The organism is Butyrivibrio sp. TB, assembly GCF_900110805.1.
GTDB classification, from domain to species: Bacteria; Bacillota; Clostridia; order Lachnospirales; family Lachnospiraceae; genus Butyrivibrio; species Butyrivibrio fibrisolvens_C.
In genome coordinates, this window is record NZ_FOER01000002.1 from 39,056 (window position 1) to 62,340 (window position 23,285).

Below are 23,285 nucleotides of genomic sequence, written 5' to 3' on the forward strand. Positions count from 1 at the left end.
ACTGACAATGGGAGATCATGAAAATGTGAACCAGGAATCATTCAAGGGCATGCTACGCGATAGAGGACTCAAGGTCACGAATCAGCGTATTTATGTGCTTGAAGCTCTGCAGGCGTCTAGGAAGCAGCATCTTACTGCTGAAGAAATCTATAACAAGGTGAAAGCAGACCATCCGGAGATCGGATTGGCAACTGTTTACAGAACAATACAGGTACTAAGGGAGTTACATCTTATCGATCGTATCAATTTTGATGACGGTAGTGAGAGATATGAGATTGCGGATCTTGAATCGTCCGGAAGTCATCACCACCATCATCACCTGATATGCGTCAAATGCGGCAAAGTCCTTGAATTTGAGGATGATATGATGGAAGGGCTGGAAGCCTCCATAGCTGATGAGATCGGATTTCAGGTTATCGATCATGAGGTTAAACTCTACGGTTACTGTAAAGAATGTGGAGGAAATACTGATTGAAGAAACAAAAAAATACAGATAATACCTCAAAGCTGCAGATCATCCCACTGGGAGGTCTGGAGCAGATTGGTATGAACATTACTGCCTTCCGATATGAAGACAGTATTATTGTTGTGGACTGTGGTCTGTCATTCCCGGATGATGACATGCTGGGAATAGATCTTGTCATCCCTGATGTAACTTATCTTCTTGATAATATAGATAAGGTCAAGGGATTTGTAATAACGCATGGTCATGAAGACCACATAGGAGCACTTCCCTATATCCTGAAGGAAGTCAATGCTCCTGTATATGCAACAAGACTCACTATGGGTCTTATAGAGCACAAGCTTGAAGAACATGGGCTTATGCGCTCTACGCGTCGTAAAGTCGTTAAATTCGGACAGTTCATAAATCTTGGAGATTTCAGGGTCGAGTTCATCAAGACTAATCACTCAATTGTTGACGCAGCTGCGCTTGCAATCTATTCACCTGCCGGAATCGTAGTACATACTGGCGATTTCAAGGTTGACTATACACCGGTATATGGAGATCCTATTGATCTTCAGAGATTTGGTGAGATCGGTAAAAAAGGCGTTCTTGCTCTTTTATGCGATTCTACTAACGCAGAAAGACCGGGATTTACAGCTTCTGAGAAAACTGTTGGTGCTACGCTTGATACTCTTTTCCGTGAACATAAGAAGTCACGTATCATAGTAGCGACCTTTGCAAGTAATGTTGATCGTGTACAGCAGATCATCAATGCAGCCTACCAGTATGACAGGAAAGTTGTTGTAGAAGGCCGTAGCATGGTGACTGTCATTGACATTGCACAAAAGCTTGAATGCATTAAGGTTCCGGATAATACACTTATAGATATCGATGAGCTTAAGAACTATCCTGATAATAAGCAGGTCATTATAACTACAGGATCTCAGGGTGAGTCTATGGCTGCTCTGTCACGTATGGCAAGCGGTCAGCACAAGAAGATTTCAATCAAGCCCGGAGATACAGTTATTTTCTCATCTACACCTATCCCGGGTAATGAGAAGTCTGTCACCAACGTAGTCAATGAGCTCATGATGAAAGGCGCTGAGGTTATCTTCCAGGATGTACACGTATCAGGTCATGCTTGTCAGGAAGATATAAAGCTGATATATAATCTTGTAAAGCCTAAATATGCTGTTCCGGTCCACGGTGAATACCGTCACCTTGTGGCTCAAAAAGAGATCGCGCGCAAGCTTGGTATCCCTAAAGAGAATACATTTATTTTGAAATCAGGTGATATTCTTGAAATGGACGCTAAAGGCGCCAGAATACACGGCAAAGTTCCTACAGGTGCAGTCCTTGTAGATGGTATCGGAGTGGGTGACGTTGGTAATGTTGTTTTAAGAGACCGTCAGAGACTTGCTCAGGATGGTATTGTTATCGCAGTTCTTGGAATTGATAAGGGAAGTGCTCAGCTTGTTTCCGGTCCTACTATCGTTTCAAGAGGCTTTGTATATGTAAAGGAGTCTGATGAACTGATTGAAGATGCTACTGACCTTGTTCTTGATGAGGTTACAGAAGCACTTTCAAGAGGTATAACAGACTGGCCTAAGATCAAGAATCTTGTCAAAGATATACTTGGCGAGTTCATCTGGAAGAAGACTAAGAGGAGACCTATGATTCTCCCTATCATCATGGACAATTAAGAAGGACTATTATGAACAAAAAAGAAGTAGGTATCTCTATCACCAGTGCAGTTATAAAAGTTGTACTTCTGATAATAATTTTATTTCTGCTGATCCAGTATTCTAAGGTGGCTTACAGCTATGGCCGTGGAATATTCAATCAGACAGCTGTTTCTTCAGGGGAAGGTGAATATTTTAATGTCACTATTCTTGAAGGTGAGTCAGTATCAGAACTTGCAGATGCACTGGAGGGTGCCGGACTTATCAAAGATGCATTCCTTTTCAGATTGCAGGAATATTTCTCAGAATATCATGGACTTGAGCAGCCGGGTGTATATACACTTTCTACTGCTATGACTCCGAATGAGATGCTTGCTATCATCTGTGCGGATGCAGATAAGAAAAGTACATCTTCTGAGACTTCTGAGGAAACCCAGAGCACTCCTTCTGATAATACTGATGTAGAAGATAATACATCCGGAACCGGAGCTGCTGAAGGTGAAGATATGGGCAGTGATGGCGAAAATTCAGTTTCTGAAGATACAGGAAGCAGTGAAGGAGAAGATGTAGAGTAATGGGTGCTCGCTTTGATGAAGAAGCTCTTATGGCTATTGATCCCGAAAGAATGAGGGATTTTATATGCGCCATGGATAAAGGGAACAAAGATTATCTTGATGAGCTTGAAAAAGAGGCAATCAAAGACGATGTTCCGATCATAAGAAAAGATATGCAGTCTCTTCTTAAGTTCCTGCTGGCGCTTACTCATCCTGTCAATATTCTTGAAGTTGGCACAGCTACCGGATTTTCTGCACTTTTGATGGCTGAGTATTCGGATGATGATACTCGTATTACAACTATTGAGAAGTACGAGAAGAGGATCCCGGTTGCCAAAGAGCATTTTGACTTATGGGATAAAGGTAATAAGATAACCCTTCTTGAAGGTGATGCAGCTGATATCTTAAAAGAACTTGATGAAGGCTATGATTTTGTATTTATGGATGCTGCCAAGGGACAGTATGAGAACTTTCTTCCGCATGTCATGAGAGTCCTTAAAAAAGGAGGTCTGCTTGTCACAGACAATGTCCTTCAGGATGGCGATATAGTTCAGTCCAGATTTGCTGTTACAAGGCGTAACAGGACTATACACGCCCGTATGAGAGAGTATATCTATGATATAACTCACACAGATGATCTTCAGACTGTGATACTAAATACAGGCGATGGAGTAACCCTAAGTGTTAAGATGAGATGAATCATACTTGAGGGTATATAAAAAGGCTATATTTATATATTTTAGATAAATATGGTTTTGTAGTGTGTTTTTGTTTTTATAGAAAGAAGAAGTAAATGAACAAAGTAAAGAAACCTGAATTACTGATACCTGCCAGCAGCCTTGAAGTTTTAAAGACTGCTGTTAATTATGGGGCCGATGCCGTTTATATCGGCGGAGAAGCTTTCAGCCTTCGTGCCAAAGCCAGAAACTTCTCCAAAGAAGATATGATTGCCGGCGTGAAATATGCTCATGATCATGGTGTCCATGTTCATGTAACTGCCAATATCCTGGCTCATAACTATGACCTTAAGGGTGCAGAAGAGTATTTTCACGAACTTAAGGAAATAGGTCCGGATGCTCTTATAATAGCAGATCCTGGAATGTTTATGATGGCTAGAAGGATATGCCCTGAAATAGAGATTCATGTATCAACTCAGGCCAATAATACCAATTATGAGACTTATAAGTTCTGGCATAACCTGGGTGCTAAGCGTGTTGTAGCAGCAAGAGAACTGTCTCTGGCAGAGATCAAAGAGATCAGAGCTAATATACCTGATGATCTTGAGATAGAATCTTTTATCCACGGAGCAATGTGTATCTCTTACTCCGGAAGATGCCTTTTGTCCAACTACTTCACAGGCCGCGATGCCAATCACGGCGCCTGCACACATCCATGCAGATGGAAATATGCAGTTGTTGAAGAATCAAGGCCGGGTGAATATCTTCCCGTATATGAGAATGAAAGAGGTACATTTATATTCAACTCTAAGGATCTGTGCATGATAGAGCATATTCCGGAACTTATAGATGCAGGCATCAATTCCTTCAAGATCGAAGGACGTATGAAGACAGCACTTTATGTTGCTACTGTTGCCCGCACTTACAGAAAAGCTATTGATGATTATCTTGAATCTGAAGAGAAGTATCGTGCTAATATGCCATGGTACCAGGATGAAATTGCCAGATGTACCTACAGGCAGTTTACAACGGGCTTTTATTTTGGTAAGCCTTCTGAGGAGTCACAGATCTATGATAGTAATACATATGTCAATGAATACACATATCTTGGCATAGTTGACAGTATAAATGACAAGGGACTTGCCCGTCTTGAACAGAGGAATAAATTCTCTGTAGGTGAGACTATAGAGATCATGAAGCCTGATGGAAGAGATATCGAAACTCTTGTTAAAGCTATATTTGCAGAAGATGGCACCCAGCAGGAATCTGCGCCTCATCCTCAGCAGCTTATTGATATCGAACTTGAAACAGTTCCTGAAGCGGGTGATATCCTTAGGATTCATGCGCCTCAGAATGGAAATCTGCGTTAATTCCTTAACGCGGATTTCCGATTATAAAAAATCGTTAAAAAAACTGTTGACAGAGTGGATAGAAGTGCGTATACTTTTATCTTGTCGATGGGCTATCGCCAAGCGGTAAGGCAACGGACTCTGACTCCGTCACTTCGCAGGTTCGAATCCTGCTAGCCCAGCTTGTTAGATAGAAGCTCTGCAGTTATTTTACTGTAGAGCTTTTCTTTTTGCCTACTTTTCCTGTATAATGAAATAAGTGCCGCGCATTACAATGATGTTATGCGACTAAATAATTAAGGAGATTTTTATGAAGGGGAACAACAGATTTGTTGTAGGGGTTAAAAGGTGTATCTGTGCACTTTTGTGCATAGCACTTGTAGTTATGTCTGTGATATATACAGACAGTGCTTGTATTAAGGTCGAAGCTGATGGTCTTGTATCACTTAGCGCCTGTATCAGTGGTTCCAATGTAGTCATTAAGGCGACTACTTCCAGTGTTCCGTCCAGTGCTGATGGTCTATATCATCTCTATGCGCAGAATGTATATGATACAGGTGTTAAAGGAACAGAGGTTGCCAGTGCAGCAGTAGGAACATCTGCAACTTTTACCGTTGCTCTTAATAATAATTCCGCAAATTCCATGCTCTACAAGAAATTTGTAGTTGCTACTTCTCAAAGCGGAGTCATGACTCAGGTTAGTAATGCTGCTTATATTACAAATCCTGAGGCTCTGGCTACACATACAGTTGCAAGAGTACAGGCAGGTAAGAAGGGTATCATACCTGAGTCTACAATGATTCACTCAGGAGATATCGTAACACTTGGGATCGATCAGTGCTCATACAACCTTCTTATGTCACAGCTCCTTAATAAGAGCGGTGCCCAGATAACATACAATTACAACGGCAAGACATATTCATTTAATGCAGGAACTGTACAGGCTTATGACTGGCTTATATCCATGTTTAAGCAAAATGGTATCTCCTGTACGATGGTTCTTTTGAATGACTGGCATGCAGATCTTACATCTATCAATCCGCTCTCAAGGTCAGCAGGACATTCATATTATGCTTATAACGCAGCTGATCAGGCAGGCGTAGAGCTCCTTGCGGCTATCGGTTCATTCCTTGCTTCAAGATACAGTAATCAGGGACTTGGTCAGATAGATAACTTCGTAATAGGTAATGAGATCAATGCAAGATACCTTTGGAACTATATGTCCAATGTGGATGTAACAACATATACAGTACAGAATGCCAATGCATTCAGGGTATTCTACAATGCCATCAAGTCACAGAATGCCAATGCCAATGTATATACCTGTATAGATCAGATGTGGGCATCAACCAATGAACCTAACAGATATTATGCAGGTAAAGAGTACCTTGATATTTTTAACTCATATATTTCATCTGAGGGCAATATAGACTGGTCACTTGCGGTTCATCCTTATGATGTACCTCTTACCAACAGCTATGCATGGGCTAACTCATCCAAGTATGTGACACATGATATTTCTTCACCATATGTAGCTATGCAGAACGTAGAAGTTGTAACAGACTATATGTGCACACCTACATTCAAGGCTCCTAACGGGCAGGTCAGATCCATAATCTGCAGTGAAGTTGGATATAGCTCTACAGCCGGTGAGGCTGTTCAGGCAGCTGCTATCACATATGCTTATGAAGTTGCTATGAACAACCAGTATATAGATGCTTTCATCTATAACAAAGAGATGGATGCTTCTGCTGAGCTGGCACAGGGACTTGCTCTTGGACTTGTATCTTCAAGAGGTACTCACAAGCAGGCTTATGCATATTATCAGAACCTTGACGGACCAAATGCTCAGCAGTATATTAATGCAGCAGCAGCAACTATCGGTGTTACAGATCTAAACTCGATAATTGTAAAGAGATAATTGATGGTTTTTAATTTGACGGATAAACTTTATGTATACTTTTAATTCCAGAATAAGATATAGTGAACTGAACTCTCAGGGCTTCCTGTCTACGGAGGCCCTTATGAATTATTTTCAGGACTGTTCCACATTCCAGTCGGAAGATCTTGGAATAGGTCTTGAATATCTTGACGAGATGAATGCTGCATGGGTGATAAACTCATGGCAGGTCGATATTATAAGATATCCAAAACTTGGCGAGAACGTCATAATCGGAACTATTCCCTATGATATAAAGGGCTTTGTAGGTTGTAGAAATTTCTATATGGACACATTGGAAGGTGAACGCCTTGCGATAGCCAATTCTGTATGGGCTCTGATCAATATAGAAAAAGGCACTCCTGTAAAAGTAACATCTAAGATGTTAGAAGGATATAAAATTTCTGAAAAGCTTCCCATGGACTATCAGGGCAGAAAGATATCCTTTCCCACGGATGGAAATATCAGAACTTTAAACGAGATAATAGTACAGCCTTTTCATCTTGATACCAATCAGCATGTTAATAACAATCAGTATATAAACATGGCTAAAGATTGTATGAGACTTCTTGATGGCAATGACAAAAAAATCCCTGTTATCAGCAGGATACGAGCTGAGTACAGGATGCAGGCACATCTTGGAGATACGATATATCCTGTATGCAGCACTCAAGACAAAGACGGATCTGTTGTATATACAGTTTCTTTGAATGATGGAAGTGGTAAAGCGTATAGTATTGTCGAAGTGACAAGTTTGAAAAAGGATGAAAGAAATGTTTAATTTAGGTGAAAAACAAACTCTTGTAGTTACAAAAAAAGTGGATTTTGGTATATATCTTGCAGAAGAGGGAACTGACGGAAGTGAAAGAGTTCTTCTTCCCAAGAAACAGGTGCCAAAGGATGTAAAGCTCGGAGATAAGCTTGAGGTGTTCTTGTATAAGGATTCTGATGACAGGCTTATATCTACTATTACTGAGCCAAAGCTCATGCTTCATCAGGTTGGCAGACTGACTGTAACAGACGTTGGTAAGATAGGAGCATTCATGGACTGGGGGCTTGAGAAGGATGTACTTCTTCCGTTCCATGAACAGACAAGAAGGGTGAGAAAGGGAGAAGAAGTACTCTGTGCCCTTTATATAGACAAATCAAGCCGTCTGTGCGTTACCATGAATGTATATGAGTATCTTAGCACTGACAGCCCTTATAAGAAGGATGACCGTGTTACAGGCGTTGTCTATGAGATGAGCGATAACTTCGGAGCTTTTGTAGCTATAGATGATAAGTATTCGGCGCTTATTCCTAAAAAGGAACTGTATGGCGACATACAGATAGGAGATATCGTGGGAGCCAGAGTCATATCAGTAAGAGATGACGGCAAGCTCACTCTTAGCATCAGAGAGAAGACTCTCGAACAGATGGATATAGATGCAAAGAAGATCCTGGAAGAAATTGATGCTTATAACGGAGTGCTTCCTTTTACCGATAAGGCAAGCCCTGATATAATAAGGGACAAGATTTCAATGAGTAAAAATGAATTTAAACGTGCAGTTGGAAGACTTCTTAAAGAAGGTAAGATCGAGATCTTCGAAAGAGGAATAAGAAAGATTGATAAAGCTGACTAATAAACAAAAAAGCACGGCAACAATTGTTGCCGTGCCTACGCTTTACTGACTTTTGATGATATTATCATACAGAAAGGTCAATATTGCTGCCTACACCGGGGTTGACAGATAATTCCATCTGTTTACCTATTTCGTCGAGGGACTGCGTCATTGCTGCTCCCATGTCTTGATAGGTATCCAGCTGTTTTGCAAACATCGCTACGCCAAAGTCGTTTTGAAGTTTGCTCATGGATAGCGCGGTAGATAGTGATGCAATATCCATATACACCTCACCTCCTTGTGTGGTAATGACACAGGCATAATCGTCTGTATCTTATTATAAATATCGGACACGAAAGTGTGAAAAATGATATATAATAATTTTTTTGTGCAATTTTATAGGACTTAAATTGCTTTTCACACCCCCGAATTGATAAAAAGGCGCGTTAGCTATTAATTATTCACAAAAAATCGCTATGTAATTATGGATTTTTTCACTAAAGTGCTTTACAATATAGCAAGGGGGCAAATATCCAATCTTGTGAAATGAAAGGGGCACTTCATAAATGATTTCAAATCAGATATTACAGAATACTATTGACGGCCTTAAGAACATCGCTCATGTTGAGCTTTGCGTACTTGATGTCGACGGCAAAGAGGTTGCATCTACACTGGCAGAGGCAGCAGATGTATCTGTTTCCGCAAGAGAGTTTGTAGCATCTCCTGCAGATTCTCAGGAAATTCAGGGTCAGCAGTATTTTAAAATATATGATGAGCAGCAGCTTGAATATATTCTGATCGCAAAGGGTAGCGGTGAGAATATCTATATGCTGGGCAAGATGATCGCATTCCAGCTTCAGAGCCTGCTTGTAGCCTATAAAGAGCGTTTTGACAAGGACAATTTCATCAAGAACCTCCTTCTTGATAACCTGCTGCTTGTTGATATCTATTCACGTGCCAAGAAGCTTCATATTCAGTCTGATTCTCCTAGAGTTACTATGATCATGGAGTCTGACAATGGAAGAGATGCAGGAGCGCTTGAGATTACAAGGACTCATATTGGTTCTACAGGCGATGACTTCGTTACAGAAGTAGATGAGGATAATGTCATCATCGTCAAGGATGTGTCATCTATGGACTCTCCATCTGAGATCAGTAAGTTTGCATCAGGCCTTGCTCAGGAACTCGAGAAGGATGGCCTTAAGGGAGTGCGTATTGCTGTAGGTACTACAGTCAAAGAGATCAAGGAAGTCAGCCGTTCCTACAAGGAAGCCAAGATGGCTCTTGATGTCGGCAAGATCTTCTTTGAAGGCCGTAAAGTAATAAGCTATGGTGAACTTGGAATAGGAAGACTTATATATCAGCTGCCTATACCTCTTTGTAAGATGTTCATTAAAGAGATTTTTGGTGGCAAGAATCCTGATGATTTTGATGAAGAGACTCTTGTTACTATCGATAAATTCTTTGAGAATAACCTTAACGTATCCGAAACATCAAGACAGCTTTTCATACATCGTAATACTCTTGTATATCGTCTGGACAAGCTTCAGAAGAGTACAGGACTTGATCTTCGTGTCTTCGAAGATGCTATTACTTTCAAGATCGCACTTATGGTTGTTAAATACATGAAATACATGGAAAAGTTTGAATATTAAACAATAAGTCCGTTTGCATATGGCGAGTAGAAGCTGCGGGACTTATGGGAAGGACTATGGATGGAAAAAGCGCGGAGAAAGAGGAGACGAATCCCCAGCGACGAAATAATAACACTTGAGAATGTGACTAAATCCTATACAACCGGATCTCCGGCCCTTGATGGAATCTCACTCCACATCAAAAAGGGCGAATTTGTATTTATAGTAGGAGATTCCGGTTCAGGTAAGTCTACACTTATAAAGCTTCTTCTACGTGAGCTCACTGCTACAGAGGGTGATATCACGGTAATGGGATACAACCTGAATCATATAAGGCATCGTAAGATACCGAAGTTCCGCCGTAATCTCGGCATAGTATTCCAGGATTTCAGACTGCTTCCTGATAGGAACGTATATGAGAATGTGGCATTTGCCCAGCATATCATCCAGAAACCGGGAAGTGAGATTCGCAGAAATGTACCAAAGATTCTGGCAACAGTTGGTCTTGCCGGCAAATATAAAAATAAAGTAACTCAGCTCTCCGGAGGTGAGCAGCAGCGTGTTGCGCTTGCTAGAGCACTTGTTAATAAACCAACTATCCTTCTTGCGGATGAGCCTACTGGTAATCTTGATCCCAATACTTCATGGGAGATCATGAAGCTGCTTGAGAAGATCAATGAAAATGGAACGACCATAGTTATGGTTACTCATAACCGTGAGATCGTTAATGCAATGCAGAAGCGTGTTATTACAATGAAAAAAGGCGTCATAGTTGACGACGCTGAGAAGGGCGTATATATCGATGATGAGGATTTTTAGTACTTTTTTCTATACAATAGGCCAGGGCTTCCGTAACCTGACAAGAAACCGCTGGTATACACTTGCATCCATCGCAACAATAGCTGCGTGTCTCTTCCTTCTTGGCATGTTCTATTCGATAATTGTTAACTTTTCAAATATTGTTAAGACAGCGGAGGAAGGCGTTTCAGTAACAGTATTTTTTAAACAGGGTACTACAGAAGAACAGATACTTGCTTTTCAGTCCTCTATTCAGAACAGAACTGAGGTCAGCAAGGTAGAATATATCTCAGCTGAGGCGGCATGGGAGAGCTTTAAGACAGATTATCTCGGAGAATATGCTGATGGTTTTACAGAAAACCCTCTTGCAGATTCTGCCAATCTTCAGATTTATATGACAGATGTATCTCTTCAGCCTTCGCTTGTCACATATCTTGAAAGTCACCAGGATATTGTAAGAGAAGTCAGAAGATCAGAGATTACAGCTTCTACGCTTAGTGGCATGAATAAGCTTATAGCTCTTATATCAGTTGGAATCATATTGATACTACTTTGCGTATCGGTATTCCTTATAAGTAATACTGTTACGATAGGTATATCAGTAAGAAAATCAGAGATTACTATTGCCAAATACATAGGTGCTACTGACTATTTTGTCAGAGCGCCATTTGTTATCGAGGGTATTCTCATTGGTATTATAGGATCTATTATTCCGCTTATCGTTATTTACTTTTTGTATAATAAAGTTGTTGAGTATATTACAACACATTATTCTATACTCAGTAACTTGCTGACATTCTTGCCGGTCCAGCATATTTATGAATCACTTGTTCCGATTTCAGTGCTGATCGGAGTAGGTATTGGCTTCTTTGGTAGTGCATTCACTGTGCGCAGACATCTTAGTGTATAAGTTCATTAATCTGTAAGATCCGTTGAGGGGTGTGATTGGTTTTGATCTTAGGGTTCGCTTGTTTGGTATTGCCGGACCCGACGATTTATTCCCGTCCTTGCAACGGATTTTTTTATAAGCTTTGGGGGAACATTACTTGATAAGGATAAGACATTTTTGGAAAAAAAGAATCTTCCGCAAGTTAGTGGCACTCATGGTAATGGTGACACTGTGCATTACAATGTTTAGTGATAACCTCACCATTAAAAGCTATGCAGAAGTCACGCAGGAAAGTATCAAAGAAAAGGAAGATCAGATAAACGAAGCAAAAAAAGAGCGTGACCAGATGAAATCGTCTCTTACTGATATAGAGACTGTCAAAAAAGAGCTTGAGAAAGATAAGAATAATCTCAATGAATATATTACGCAGCTTGATGCTTCACTGTCAGATATGCAGGCTAATATTGATGCATTGGAGCAGCAGATAACTGATAAAGAGGCTGAGATAGAGGAGACTAAAAAGGAACTGGAAGCTGCCAAAGAGCAGCAGCAAAAGCAGTATGAATCCATGAAAGAAAGAATCAGGTTCATGTATGAGCGAGGCGATACATACCTGTTGGAACTTCTGATAGAGTCTGATAGCTATGCGGACATGCTTAATAAGGCAGAGTATATATCTGAATTATCCGCGTATGATAATCAAAAGCTTCAGGAATACATACTGACAACACAGCTTATAGCGCTGACTCAAAGTGCTCTTGAAGAAGAACAGGCAACGCTTGAAGAAGCCAAAGCAGATGTAGAGGCTGAGCAGGCTAGCATGGAAGCTCTTCTTGCAGAAAAACAGACACAGCTTTCGGCTGTCAACGCAGATATTTCTGACAAGGAAGCTGCAATAAAAGAATATGAGGCTCAGATTGCAGAGGAAAATGAGACTATTGCTGCTCTTGAAAAGGCTGTAGAGGCTGATAAAGCAAGGCTTGCAAATCAGAGCAAAAGGACTTATGATGGCGGTATGTTCACCTGGCCGTGTCCGGCTTATACCAGAATCTCTGATGATTATGGTATGAGAATGCATCCTACACTTGGTGTTCAGAAGATGCATAATGGTATAGACCTTGCAGCTCCTACAGGATCCAGTATACTGGCGGCCTATAGCGGAACTGTTGTAGCTGCTGCATATTCAAGCTCCATGGGCAATTATATCATGATAGATCATGGCGATGGACTTTATACCATATATATGCATGCATCTGCCTTGTATGTATCTACAGGTCAGGAAGTATCTGCAGGACAGAATATAGCTGCAGTAGGATCTACAGGAAGATCTACAGGCCCGCATCTTCATTTTGGTGTGCGCCTTAACGGGTCTTATGTAAGTCCTTGGAATTATTTGAAATAAAAGGAAAGTATAGAAAGGTTTTATTGAAAATGGAAGACAACAAATTTGAAGATCATGATCTGTATCAAAGTGATCATGGTACAGATGGAACAGTTCCACCTGAAACAGGGAGAAAATTTAGCTGGGGAACATTTTTTCTTGGAGTAATAGCCGGTGCATTTATAAGCACCTGCGTATTTGGGGTAAGCTATGCCCTTGTTAGAAATAATCCTTCAACGATAACTATAGGTACACTTGAGCAGGCCAATAATAATAGAAGCAGCTCGAAGACAGATTCAAATGAAGATGAGTCGGCTTCTGAAGACGGCGCATTTCAGGAAGATGACCATGAATCTGTAGTCAATGATGATACAATGGCTAAGCTCCAGCTCCTTGAGCAGACGATAGATACATACTATATAGATTCCGAAAATGTATCAACCAAGACTCTTGAAGACGGCATGTATGAAGGAATGCTGGATAGCCTTGGGGATGTCTATTCTGTATATTATACAGAAGAAGAGCTCAATGCTCTTATGGAAGATACCAATGGTATTTATTATGGAATCGGCGCATATATAAGCACTGATGCTACAACAGGACTTCCTGTGATAGCAGGAGTTATGGATGGATCACCTGCTCAGGAAGCAGGCCTCAAAGATGGTGATATCTGTTATAAAGTAGACGGAGAGCTCACAGAATCAATGGAGCTTGAAGAGTTTATCAGTAAGGTCAAGGGAGAAGAGCATACAACTGTTGTCCTTACAGTAGTAAGACAGGGTGAGTCTGATTATCTTGATATAGAAGTCGAAAGACGTCAGATAGAAACACCAACAGTAAGTTATGAGATGAAAGATGGCAACATTGGATATATACAGATCAAAGAGTTCGACTCTGTAACCAGTGATCAGTTTGCAGAAGCTCTTGCAACTCTGAAGGGTCAGGGCATGAAGGGTCTTGTGATAGATCTAAGATCTAACCCGGGCGGCAATCTTGATACTGTATGTGAGATAGCCAATATGCTTCTTCCTAAGGGAACAATAGTTTATACAGTTGATAAAGATGGCAACAGAGTAGATTATGACTGTGATGGCGAAAACGAGATCGATGTTCCAATGGCGGTTCTTGTAAACGAATACTCTGCAAGTGCATCAGAGATTCTGGCTGGCGCTATCAAAGATTATGAAAAAGGTGTTCTTGTTGGAACTACAACCTTTGGTAAAGGAATCGTTCAAAGGATAATTCCTTTTAGCGATGGAACAGCTGTTAAGCTTACTGTAAGTAAGTACTATACACCAAATGGAGTCAACATCCATGGAACAGGCATAGATCCGGATGTTGTGATCGAGTTCGATGCTGAGGCTGCTGAGAAAGGAATTGATAATCAGCTTGATAAGGCGCTTGAACTGCTAAAATGATAGGTTAAAAAAATAAGGTTATAAAAAATAAGGTTATAAAAATAAGCCTGGGAAAAAGGTTATAAAATTAACTATTTGAAATAAACTATATGAAATAAAAAAACGGTATATTTAGATGAGTGATTCTTCTAAATATACCGTTTCTAACTATTATTAAAAACTGTTTCAGTAATTCAAACTATGCACTTAGAACAGTGTGGCAGCCTCGAAGTTTGAGCCGGTAATTGTAAATCATACTCCACCTGTAAGCTCGTTAAGATGAGTTTTTAGTGATAGCATCTGGTCTCTAAGAGCAGCAGCGGTCTCGAAATCGAGTTCTGCAGCTGCTTTTTTCATCTTCTTTTGAACCTTGCCAATGAGCTTTTCAAGTTCGTCTCGGCTCATAGATTCAGGATCTTTCTCAAACTTGACTTCTTCCTTGGTGATCTCCTTGGTTATAGCGATAAGGTCACGAACAGCTTTCTTGATAGTCTGAGGAGTGATACCATGTTCCTTATTGTATTTCATCTGTATCTCGCGACGCCTGTTGGTTTCGTCTATGGCATTTTGCATAGACTCTGTCATATTGTCGGCATACATGATTACATGGCCTTCTGAATTTCTGGCAGCTCGTCCTATGGTCTGTACAAGAGAGGTTTCTGATCTAAGGAATCCTTCCTTGTCTGCATCCAGAATAGCTACAAGAGTTATCTCAGGGATATCAAGACCCTCTCTAAGCAGGTTGATGCCGACTAGTACATCAAATACATCAAGACGCATATCCCTGATGATCTCAGCTCGTTCCAGGGTATCTATATCAGAGTGGAGATACTTGACTCTTACGCCATTTTCAGCAAGGTATTCTGTAAGATCTTCTGCCATACGCTTTGTGAGCGTAGTTACAAGAACCTTATTCTTGTTGCCGGTTTCTTTTCTTATCTCTGTAAGGAGATCATCAATCTGACCTTCAGTAGGTCTTACGTCAACTTCGGGATCCAGAAGACCTGTTGGTCTTATGACTTGTTCGGCTCTTAGTAGCTCGTGCTCCTGTTCGTATTTACCGGGGGTAGCTGAGCAGAAGAGCATCTGGTCGATCCTTGCTTCAAACTCTTCGAAGTTCAGAGGCCTGTTATCAAGAGCGGATGGAAGTCTGAAACCATAATTGACAAGAGTTTCTTTTCTGCTTCTGTCGCCGTGATACATAGCGCCTATCTGTGGGATAGACATGTGAGATTCGTCCACGATTATTAGGAAGTCTCTTGGGAAGAAGTCCATAAGAGTAAGAGGCGGCTCTCCCGGAGGCATGAAATTAAGATGCCTTGAGTAGTTCTCAATTCCTGAGCAAAAACCTGTCTCCCTCATCATCTCAATATCGAAGTTGGTCCTTTCAGCTATACGCTGAGCTTCTATAAGCTTGTCTTCACCTTTAAAGAAGCGGACCTGATCTTCAAGCTCTTTTTCTATATTCTCACATGCCCTGTTGATCTTCTCTTGAGGGACAACATAGTGGGAAGCAGGGTATATCATAACGTGCTCGAGCTCGTGAGTTACCTTGCCTGAAAGTGGTTCGACTTCGCATATCCTGTCAATCTCATCACCGAAGAACTCGATCCTTATAAGGTAGTCGTCGGCATTGGCAGGGAATACCTCTACTACATCGCCGTGTACACGGAAGTTACAACGGGATAAGTCCATATCGTTGCGCTGATACTGTATTGCTATAAGGTCTTTTATTACATCATCTCTGTCTTTGGACATGCCGGGTCTTAAGGATATAGACATACCTTTGAATTCGTCAGGGCTTCCAAGGCCGTATATGCAGGAAACAGATGCTACGACTATGACATCGTTTCTTTCGGCAAGAGATGCTGTTGCAGAGAGTCTTAATTTATCTATCTCATCATTGATAGAAGAGTCCTTGGCTATATAAGTATCCGTCTGCGGTACATATGCCTCTGGCTGGTAGTAATCATAGTAGGATACAAAATATTCAACTGCATTTTCAGGGAAAAACTCTTTCATCTCACCATATAGCTGACCGGCAAGGGTCTTGTTATGAGAGATGATAAGGGTTGGCTTATTAAGAGCCGCTATTATATTGGCCATGGTGAAGGTCTTACCTGAACCTGTAACGCCAAGGAGGGTTTCAAACTGGTTGCCGTCCTTAAATCCCTGAACCAGTTTCTCTATAGCCTGTGGCTGATCGCCGGTAGGCTTAAATGTACTTACAAGCTTGAATTTGTCCATGTTTACTCCGATATTCTTTGGGGTTGTGTGTTACGAACTTAGATACCACGCCGCTAGGGTGGGAAATTTAAGTTATGAATCGTATTAGCATTTTTATTGTAACAAAGACGTGGGGACGTTGCAAAAGTCTGAAATTTTCATAAAAGGATTTTAGAACTTTAAATGCTATGATACAATGATTTTGCTACGCAAATAAAGACAATTATATTGTTAAAAATTTAAGCTTCCCACTTGGACGGTGTAGTATCTTCAAAGGCTTTGCAGGGGAGGGCAGTATATAAATCATTTTCATGCTTTTAATCGTTTTATTAAATTCATGAGCGTGATAGATGGAGATTTTCATTCTGCCCGGGGTCCACCTGTTTGAGCGAAGCGAGTTTGGACCCCAGAATGGAAATCACCAGATATCATGCCATGAATTATAAAACGATTTGCAGCATGAAAATGATTTATATACTGCCCTCCCCTGCAAAGCCTTTGAAAATACTACACCGTCCAAGTGGGAAGCTAGACTTGAGCTTCGATTTTTTAAAAAGGAAATAAGGATTATGTCTGAAAAAAAGGTTAAAGAACAAGGAAATGCCGAGAAGAAATCTCATTTTTCCAAGATTAATACCACAGGAAGGCGTCCTCTTCCTGTAGATATACATGATTATATAAGGGTGCGTCATGCCAATGAGCACAATTTAAAGGGGGTAGATGTTAATATCCCGAGGGGGACACTTACTGTATTTACAGGGCTTTCAGGTTCTGGTAAGTCTTCTCTTGCTTTCGATACTATTTTTGCAGAAGGACAGAGAAGATATATGGAGTCGCTCTCTTCTTATGCAAGGATGTTCCTTGGACAGATGGACAAGCCTGATGTTGAGAAGATAGAAGGTCTGTCACCTACTATTTCTATTGATCAGAAATCAACCAATAGAAACCCTCGTTCTACAGTAGGTACTGTTACAGAGATATATGATTATTTCAGACTTTTATACGCTAGGATAGGTATTCCGCATTGTCCTAACTGTGGCAGAGAGATAAGACGTCAGAGTGTTGATGAGATGGCAGATCAGATTCTCTCACTCCCTGTAGGAAGTAAGATTCAGATCTTGTCACCTGTTGTAAGAGGCAGGAAGGGTATGCATGAGAAGGTCATCGAGAGAGCCAAGAAGGGCGGCTATGTACGTATCAGGATCGATGGCAATCAGTATGATCTGTCAGAAGATATCAGTCTTGATAAGAATATCAAGCACAATATTGAAATCATAGTAGACAGACTTGTAGTCAAGGAGGATCCTCAGAGCATAAGAGGCCGTCTTACAGATTCTATAGAAACAGCGCTGTCTTTGGCAGAGGGACTACTGGTAGTTGATGTGATAGGAGATAAAGAGATCAACTTCTCCCAGAATTTCGCATGTCCTGATTGCGGAATATCAATTCCTGAGATCGAGCCCAGGAGCTTTTCTTTCAATAATCCATATGGTGCATGTCCGGAGTGTTCCGGTCTTGGATACAAGATGGAGTTTGACGAAGACCTTATGATTCCGGATAAGTCTCTTTCTATAAATGAAGGAGCTATTCAGGTTATGGGATGGCAGTCCTGCAACAAGGAAGGAAGCTTTGCCAATGCAACGTTAAGAGCTCTTGCCAAGGCTTATGGATTCGACCTTGATACTCCTTTTGAGAAGTATCCTAAGAAGATTCATGATGTTCTTATATATGGAGCAGATAAGACAGTCAATGTGCATTACAAGGGCCAGAGAGGTGAGGGCGATTATCCTATCTTATTTGATGGTCTTATAAAAAATGTCGAGCAGCGTTACAGAGAGACTGCATCTGAGACTGCCAAGGCAGAATATGAAGAGTATATGACTATCACACCATGTACAGCCTGCAAGGGTCAAAGGCTCCGCCCAGAATCACTTGCTGTAACTGTTGATGGCAGGAATATCTATGAGATAACTTCTATATCGATTGAAGATCTTCACAAATATCTTGAGAATCTGTCTCTTTCAAGGCAGCAAGAGCTTATAGGTGCTCAGCTGCTCAAAGAGATAAGATCAAGAGTTGGATTTCTTGTAGATGTAGGTCTTGACTATCTGTCACTTTCAAGAGCTACAGGAACTCTTTCCGGTGGAGAGGCTCAGCGTATCAGACTGGCAACCCAGATTGGATCAGGACTGTGCGGAGTGTGCTATATACTTGATGAGCCCAGTATAGGTCTTCACCAAAGGGACAATGATAAGCTTCTTAATACACTTAAGAATCTTCGTGATCTTGGTAATACTCTCATCGTAGTAGAACATGATGAGGATACTATGAGAGAAGCCGATTATATTGTAGATGTAGGCCCGGGCGCCGGATCGCATGGCGGACGCATAGTAGCTACCGGTACAGCCGAGGATATCATGAACAATCCTGATTCTATTACAGGTCAGTATCTATCCGGAGCCAAGACTATTCCGGTTCCTTCTGTTCGAAGAAAACCTACGGGATGGCTGTACGTTAAGGGCGCAAGAGAGCATAACCTTAAAGATATTGATGTTAAGTTCCCTCTTGGGGTACTTGCAGTAGTGACAGGTGTATCGGGTTCAGGTAAGAGTTCACTTGTTAATGAGATCTTATACAAACATCTTGCTAAGAGCCTTAACAGAGCACGCTGCATACCTGGGGATCACAGGGCTATAGAGGGACTTGAACAGCTTGACAAGGTTATAGATATAGATCAGTCACCTATAGGGAGGACTCCTCGTTCCAATCCTGCTACATATACAGGGGTATTTGATCTTATCAGAGATCTTTTTGCAGGAACACCTGATGCCAAGGCCAAGGGTTATGCCAAGGGCAGATTTTCCTTCAATGTCAAAGGAGGCAGATGCGAAGCCTGCTCAGGTGATGGTATCGTGAAGATAGAGATGCATTTTTTACCTGATGTATACGTGCCTTGCGAAGTCTGCGGCGGTAAGCGCTATAACAGAGAAACTCTGGAAGTCAGATATAAGGGCAAAAATATCTATGATGTACTTGATATGACTGTAGAAGAAGCTCTGGAGTTTTTTAAGAATGTACCTAAGATACATAAGAAGATACAGACTCTCTATGATGTAGGGCTTGGTTATGTCAAACTCGGTCAGCCATCTACAGAACTTTCAGGTGGTGAGGCTCAGCGTATAAAGCTTGCAACAGAGCTTTCAAGGACCAGTACAGGTAAGACTATCTACATTTTGGATGAGCCGACAACAGGTCTTCATTTTGCAGATGTAGCAAAGCTTGTAGATATACTTCAAAAGCTTGTGGAGCAGGGCAATTCTGTAGTAGTTATAGAACACAATCTTGATGTTATCAAAACTGCTGACTACATAATAGATCTGGGCCCTGAAGGCGGTGCCAAGGGAGGTACTATAGTAGCCAAGGGAACACCAGAACAGGTTGCCAAAGTTAAGGAGTCATATACAGGACATTATATTGCCAAGATGCTCAAATGAATGTAAGGGTTAATATTGAGCGCAGTTATTCCGATATACACAACGTAGAATAATATTCGTCTTTAAAGATTTTATTTTTGAAAACTGTATATAGGAAGCTGCGCATGGATGCGGGAGCACAGATGAAAAGGAACTTCAACGAAAGTAAAAGTTGTCAATGAAAATTTTTACTTTTAAGGCTAAGTCAAGGCCTGAAGTAGCTTAGATGTGCTACCGCTATATTTTTTTCAATTAGCCTGTTTTCAAAATGAGTCTGTTAGTTTATAATACTTTGTGAATTATACGCTTTATAGTTTAACAAAGATAACAACTCGCATAAGCGATAACAATAACAATAACAGACTTTAAGCAAATTGAAAGGACTTATCCATGCAGTATACAGATATCGGAATTGATTTAGGAACAGCAAGTATTCTTGTTTATATAAGAGGAAAGGGCGTAGTACTTAAGGAGCCCTCTGTTGTAGCATATGACAGAGATACAGACCAGATTCTTACATTTGGTGAAGATGCACGTCAGATGCTCGGCCGTACACCAGGCAACATCGTAGCAGTTCGTCCTCTTCGTCAGGGCGTTATCAGTGATTACCAGATCACAGAGCAGATGATGAAGCACTTCATAACCAAGGCTCTCGGACGTAGAATCTATCGTAAACCTCTTATCGCTGTATGCGTTCCTTCAGGTGTAACTGAAGTTGAGCGTAAGGCCGTAGAAGATGCTACACGTATGGCAGGTGCCAGAGACGTTCGCATCATCGAAGAGCCTATTGCAGCAGCTATCGGTGCAGGTATCGATATCATTAAGCCATGCGGCAATATGATCGTAGATATAGGTGGTGGTACAACAGATATCGCAGTTATCTCTCTTGGCGGTACAGTTGTATCTACATCAGTTAAGATCGCAGGCGATGACTTTGATGAAGCTATCGTCCGTTATATGAGAAAGAAGCACAATCTTCTCATCGGTGAAAGAACCGCAGAAGATATCAAAATCCGCGTAGGAAGTGCATATCCACGTCCTGAAGCAGATTATATGGATGTGCGTGGACGAAATCTTGTTACAGGTCTTCCTAAGACTGTCAAGATCAGTTCAGAAGAAACAGAAGAGGCATTGAGAGAACCTACAACACAGATAGTAGAAGCTATCCATGGTGTACTTGAGAAGACTCCTCCGGAACTTGCAGCAGATATTGCAGATCGTGGTATCGTGCTTACAGGTGGTGGATCACTTCTTAGAGGTCTTGAAGACCTTATCGCTGCTAAGACAGGCATCAACACCATGACAGCCGAGGATCCGATGACAGCTGTTGCTATCGGAACCGGTAAATATGTTGAGTTCCTCAGCGGTGCAGTAAAATAATCCGGTAAAGTACCGGGATAACTTTAACCAAGCCTCCTTCTGCAGTTTTTATAAGGGTATGGAGTTTGAAGGACTTAAAAGTCCTGATGGTTCCAGACACAGGGTGCAGGCGCAAGGAGGCTTGTTATATGGTTAAAGGACTGTACACTGCATGGACAGCGATGATCAATGAACAGCATCGCATGGACGTGGCTACAAACAATCTGGCTAATGCCAATACTAATGGTTACAAAAAAGAGGGTTCAACCCAGCAGACATTCGATTCTCAGCTGGCCCTCAAGATCAAGGATACATCTGAACCCGGCTCTTATCCTAGGAGACTTGGTCGTATCGTTCCCGGTGTCAAGACCGGAGAGGACTATACAGACTGGTCTGAAGGACCTATGAAGTCCACAGGCAATACCTGGGATCTGGCAATTTCGGGCAAAGGCTTTTTCGCCATAGATTATACCAGTGCTCACAACAATATAGCGGGTCATACTCAAGGGCAGCAGACTGTCATGTATACAAGGGATGGAAGCTTTACATTAACAGCTGACGGCGCGCTTGTTACGCATGACGGAGACTTTGTTCTTGATACAGAAGGCCAGCATATAGAAGTCGATCCTACCAAGAAACATGCTGTTAATGTCAAAGGTCAGGTACTTGAATTCACCGGAGATGGTGCAGATGAGACAAGCGAAGTGGTCGCAACCATCGGACTTTTTGATTTTGAAGATTATGATGCTCTTTATAAATACGGTGAGAATCTGTATGAACCCACAGATGTTGCGGTTCGTATCGACAATGCAACCGGAAGTATCAATGCAGGATTTTTAGAGCAATCTAATGTCTCAGTAGTTGATGAAATGGTGTCGATAATAAATATACAAAGACATTATGAAGCAGCATCAACTATGATCCAGACAGCAAATGAAACACTCAAAACAGCAACTACCGACCTTGGAAGGTTGTAAACTGCAGCACAATGGGAATACACATAAATAGTATTTCAGAAAAGAGGTAATTATGGTACGCAGCTTATGGTCAGCCGCAACAGGCATGAATGCTCAGCAGACAAATGTAGATACGATCGCCAATAACCTTGCGAACGTTAATACAACAGGATTTAAAGCTCAGCAGGCAGAGTTTAAGTCCCTTCTCTATCAGGATCTCAATTCTGTGACAACAACTGCCAATGGCGATCCAAAGCCTACGACTTCACAGGTTGGACTGGGTGTTAGAACAGCAGCTCTTACGCAGCTCTTCTCGCAAGGTTCGCTTCTTGATAATCCAAGTACATCGGCTTTTGCTATAAGTGGTGATGGATTCTTCTCATACAATGATGCTGATGGCAATGCAGTATATACCAGAAACGGTGATTTCATCTGGGCTATAGGTAATGCAGAAGGAACAGAGCTTGTACTTACAACTTCTGATGGTAATCCTATACTCAGTACCGAAGGTGAAGAGATAAGACTAGAAGGCGGTATCATATCTAACAGGATCTCGGTAGGCGCTGATGGAACTATATATTATCCTGACGAAGAAGGCGTCCCTCAGGAAGTTGGATTCAGAATAGGCTTATGGCAGTTCCAGAATCCGGGAGGTCTTGAAAGAGTAGGAAGTACTACCTGGAAAGTATCTGCAGCAAGTGGCCCGGCCATCAATGAAGCAGAAGATGACAATGTTCAGTCCAGTATCATAAGACAAGGATATCTTGAAGGCTCCAATGTCAACGTGGCAACAGAGATGGTCAATCTTATAGTAGCCCAGCGTGCATATGAGATGAATTCAACAGCTATCACGACTACAGACCAGATGATGCAGACAGCTAATAGACTTAAACAGTAATGATGAAGGTATTTGAAAATCATGATC

19 protein-coding genes and 1 tRNA gene are annotated in these 23,285 nt (G+C 41.4%); 18 read left to right on the forward strand and 2 right to left on the reverse strand.

The window, feature by feature from the left end; all coding sequences use genetic code 11:
• Positions 1-7: 7 nt before the first annotated feature.
• The 9 genes from BMX21_RS01505 to BMX21_RS01545 all read left to right on the forward strand — a co-directional run bounded on the left by BMX21_RS01505 (position 8) and on the right by BMX21_RS01545 (position 8,268).
• Positions 8-475, forward strand: a complete 468-nt coding sequence (locus BMX21_RS01505) for a Fur family transcriptional regulator (protein ID WP_022755830.1) — start codon at positions 8-10, stop codon at positions 473-475.
• Positions 472-2,148: a ribonuclease J gene (locus tag BMX21_RS01510; RefSeq protein WP_022755831.1), complete on the forward strand. Its 1,677-nt coding sequence runs from the start codon at positions 472-474 to the stop codon at positions 2,146-2,148. Before BMX21_RS01505 ends, BMX21_RS01510 begins: the two co-directional genes overlap by 4 nt.
• An 11-nt stretch (positions 2,149-2,159) precedes the next feature.
• Positions 2,160-2,702 (forward strand): MltG/YceG/YrrL family protein, encoded by a 543-nt coding sequence (locus BMX21_RS01515; RefSeq protein WP_092040488.1) that lies wholly within the window; start codon positions 2,160-2,162, stop codon positions 2,700-2,702.
• 29 nt (positions 2,703-2,731) lie between these two features.
• Positions 2,732-3,379, forward strand: coding sequence for an O-methyltransferase (locus tag BMX21_RS01520; protein ID WP_027206987.1), 648 nt, complete (start codon positions 2,732-2,734; stop codon positions 3,377-3,379).
• 95 nt (positions 3,380-3,474) lie between these two features.
• Positions 3,475-4,728: a peptidase U32 family protein gene (locus tag BMX21_RS01525; RefSeq protein ID WP_092040493.1), complete on the forward strand. Its 1,254-nt coding sequence runs from the start codon at positions 3,475-3,477 to the stop codon at positions 4,726-4,728.
• Between the two features lie 88 nt (positions 4,729-4,816).
• A tRNA-Gln gene (locus BMX21_RS01530) sits at positions 4,817-4,889 on the forward strand.
• Positions 4,890-5,017: 128 nt separating this feature from the next.
• Positions 5,018-6,628 carry a DUF5722 domain-containing protein gene (locus BMX21_RS01535; protein ID WP_092040497.1) on the forward strand — a complete coding sequence of 537 codons (1,611 nt, stop codon included), beginning with the start codon at positions 5,018-5,020 and terminating at the stop codon, positions 6,626-6,628.
• 31 nt (positions 6,629-6,659) lie between these two features.
• Positions 6,660-7,427: an acyl-[acyl-carrier-protein] thioesterase gene (locus BMX21_RS01540; RefSeq protein ID WP_027203820.1), complete on the forward strand. Its 768-nt coding sequence runs from the start codon at positions 6,660-6,662 to the stop codon at positions 7,425-7,427.
• Positions 7,420-8,268 (forward strand): CvfB family protein, encoded by an 849-nt coding sequence (locus BMX21_RS01545; protein WP_242952844.1) that lies wholly within the window; start codon positions 7,420-7,422, stop codon positions 8,266-8,268. The genes BMX21_RS01540 and BMX21_RS01545 overlap by 8 nt, the downstream gene beginning before the upstream one ends.
• A 64-nt stretch (positions 8,269-8,332) precedes the next feature.
• On the opposite strand, the gene BMX21_RS01550 is transcribed toward BMX21_RS01545, so the two are convergent.
• Positions 8,333-8,530 carry a YjfB family protein gene (locus BMX21_RS01550; RefSeq protein ID WP_022753725.1) on the reverse strand — a complete coding sequence of 66 codons (198 nt, stop codon included), beginning with the start codon at positions 8,528-8,530 and terminating at the stop codon, positions 8,333-8,335.
• A 283-nt stretch (positions 8,531-8,813) separates the two neighbouring features.
• Here BMX21_RS01550 and BMX21_RS01555 point away from each other — a divergent pair, with 283 nt between their 5' ends.
• The 5 genes from BMX21_RS01555 (at position 8,814) to BMX21_RS01575 (ending at position 14,367) form a co-directional block, all read left to right on the forward strand.
• Entirely contained in the window at positions 8,814-9,902 is a 1,089-nt protein-coding gene (locus tag BMX21_RS01555; RefSeq protein WP_022753726.1) for a PucR family transcriptional regulator, read from the forward strand.
• A gap of 105 nt (positions 9,903-10,007) precedes the next feature.
• Complete coding sequence (gene ftsE, locus BMX21_RS01560; RefSeq protein WP_027203818.1) at positions 10,008-10,700, forward strand: cell division ATP-binding protein FtsE; 693 nt, start codon at positions 10,008-10,010, stop codon at positions 10,698-10,700.
• Positions 10,687-11,589 carry a permease-like cell division protein FtsX gene (gene ftsX, locus BMX21_RS01565; protein WP_027203817.1) on the forward strand — a complete coding sequence of 301 codons (903 nt, stop codon included), beginning with the start codon at positions 10,687-10,689 and terminating at the stop codon, positions 11,587-11,589. Before ftsE ends, ftsX begins: the two co-directional genes overlap by 14 nt.
• 136 nt (positions 11,590-11,725) lie before the next feature.
• Positions 11,726-12,970, forward strand: a complete 1,245-nt coding sequence (locus BMX21_RS01570; protein ID WP_242952845.1) for a murein hydrolase activator EnvC family protein — start codon at positions 11,726-11,728, stop codon at positions 12,968-12,970.
• 29 nt (positions 12,971-12,999) lie between these two features.
• Entirely contained in the window at positions 13,000-14,367 is a 1,368-nt protein-coding gene (locus BMX21_RS01575) for a S41 family peptidase (RefSeq protein WP_242952846.1), read from the forward strand.
• 231 nt (positions 14,368-14,598) lie between these two features.
• Here BMX21_RS01575 and uvrB read toward each other — a convergent pair whose 3' ends face one another.
• Entirely contained in the window at positions 14,599-16,593 is a 1,995-nt protein-coding gene (gene uvrB, locus BMX21_RS01580; protein WP_092040504.1) for an excinuclease ABC subunit UvrB, read from the reverse strand.
• A 548-nt stretch (positions 16,594-17,141) separates the two neighbouring features.
• Here uvrB and uvrA point away from each other — a divergent pair.
• The 4 genes from uvrA (at position 17,142) to BMX21_RS01600 (ending at position 23,258) form a co-directional block, all read left to right on the forward strand.
• Positions 17,142-20,066 carry an excinuclease ABC subunit UvrA gene (gene uvrA / locus BMX21_RS01585; RefSeq protein ID WP_092040509.1) on the forward strand — a complete coding sequence of 975 codons (2,925 nt, stop codon included), beginning with the start codon at positions 17,142-17,144 and terminating at the stop codon, positions 20,064-20,066.
• A 369-nt stretch (positions 20,067-20,435) separates the two neighbouring features.
• Positions 20,436-21,425, forward strand: coding sequence for a rod shape-determining protein (locus tag BMX21_RS01590; RefSeq protein ID WP_022753733.1), 990 nt, complete (start codon positions 20,436-20,438; stop codon positions 21,423-21,425).
• 128 nt (positions 21,426-21,553) lie between these two features.
• Positions 21,554-22,381, forward strand: coding sequence for a flagellar hook-basal body protein (locus BMX21_RS01595; RefSeq protein ID WP_022753734.1), 828 nt, complete (start codon positions 21,554-21,556; stop codon positions 22,379-22,381).
• A 52-nt stretch (positions 22,382-22,433) separates the two neighbouring features.
• A complete protein-coding gene (locus BMX21_RS01600) occupies positions 22,434-23,258 on the forward strand; it encodes a flagellar hook-basal body protein (RefSeq protein WP_022753735.1) in 825 nt (274 codons plus the stop codon).
• Positions 23,259-23,285: the final 27 nt, after the last annotated feature.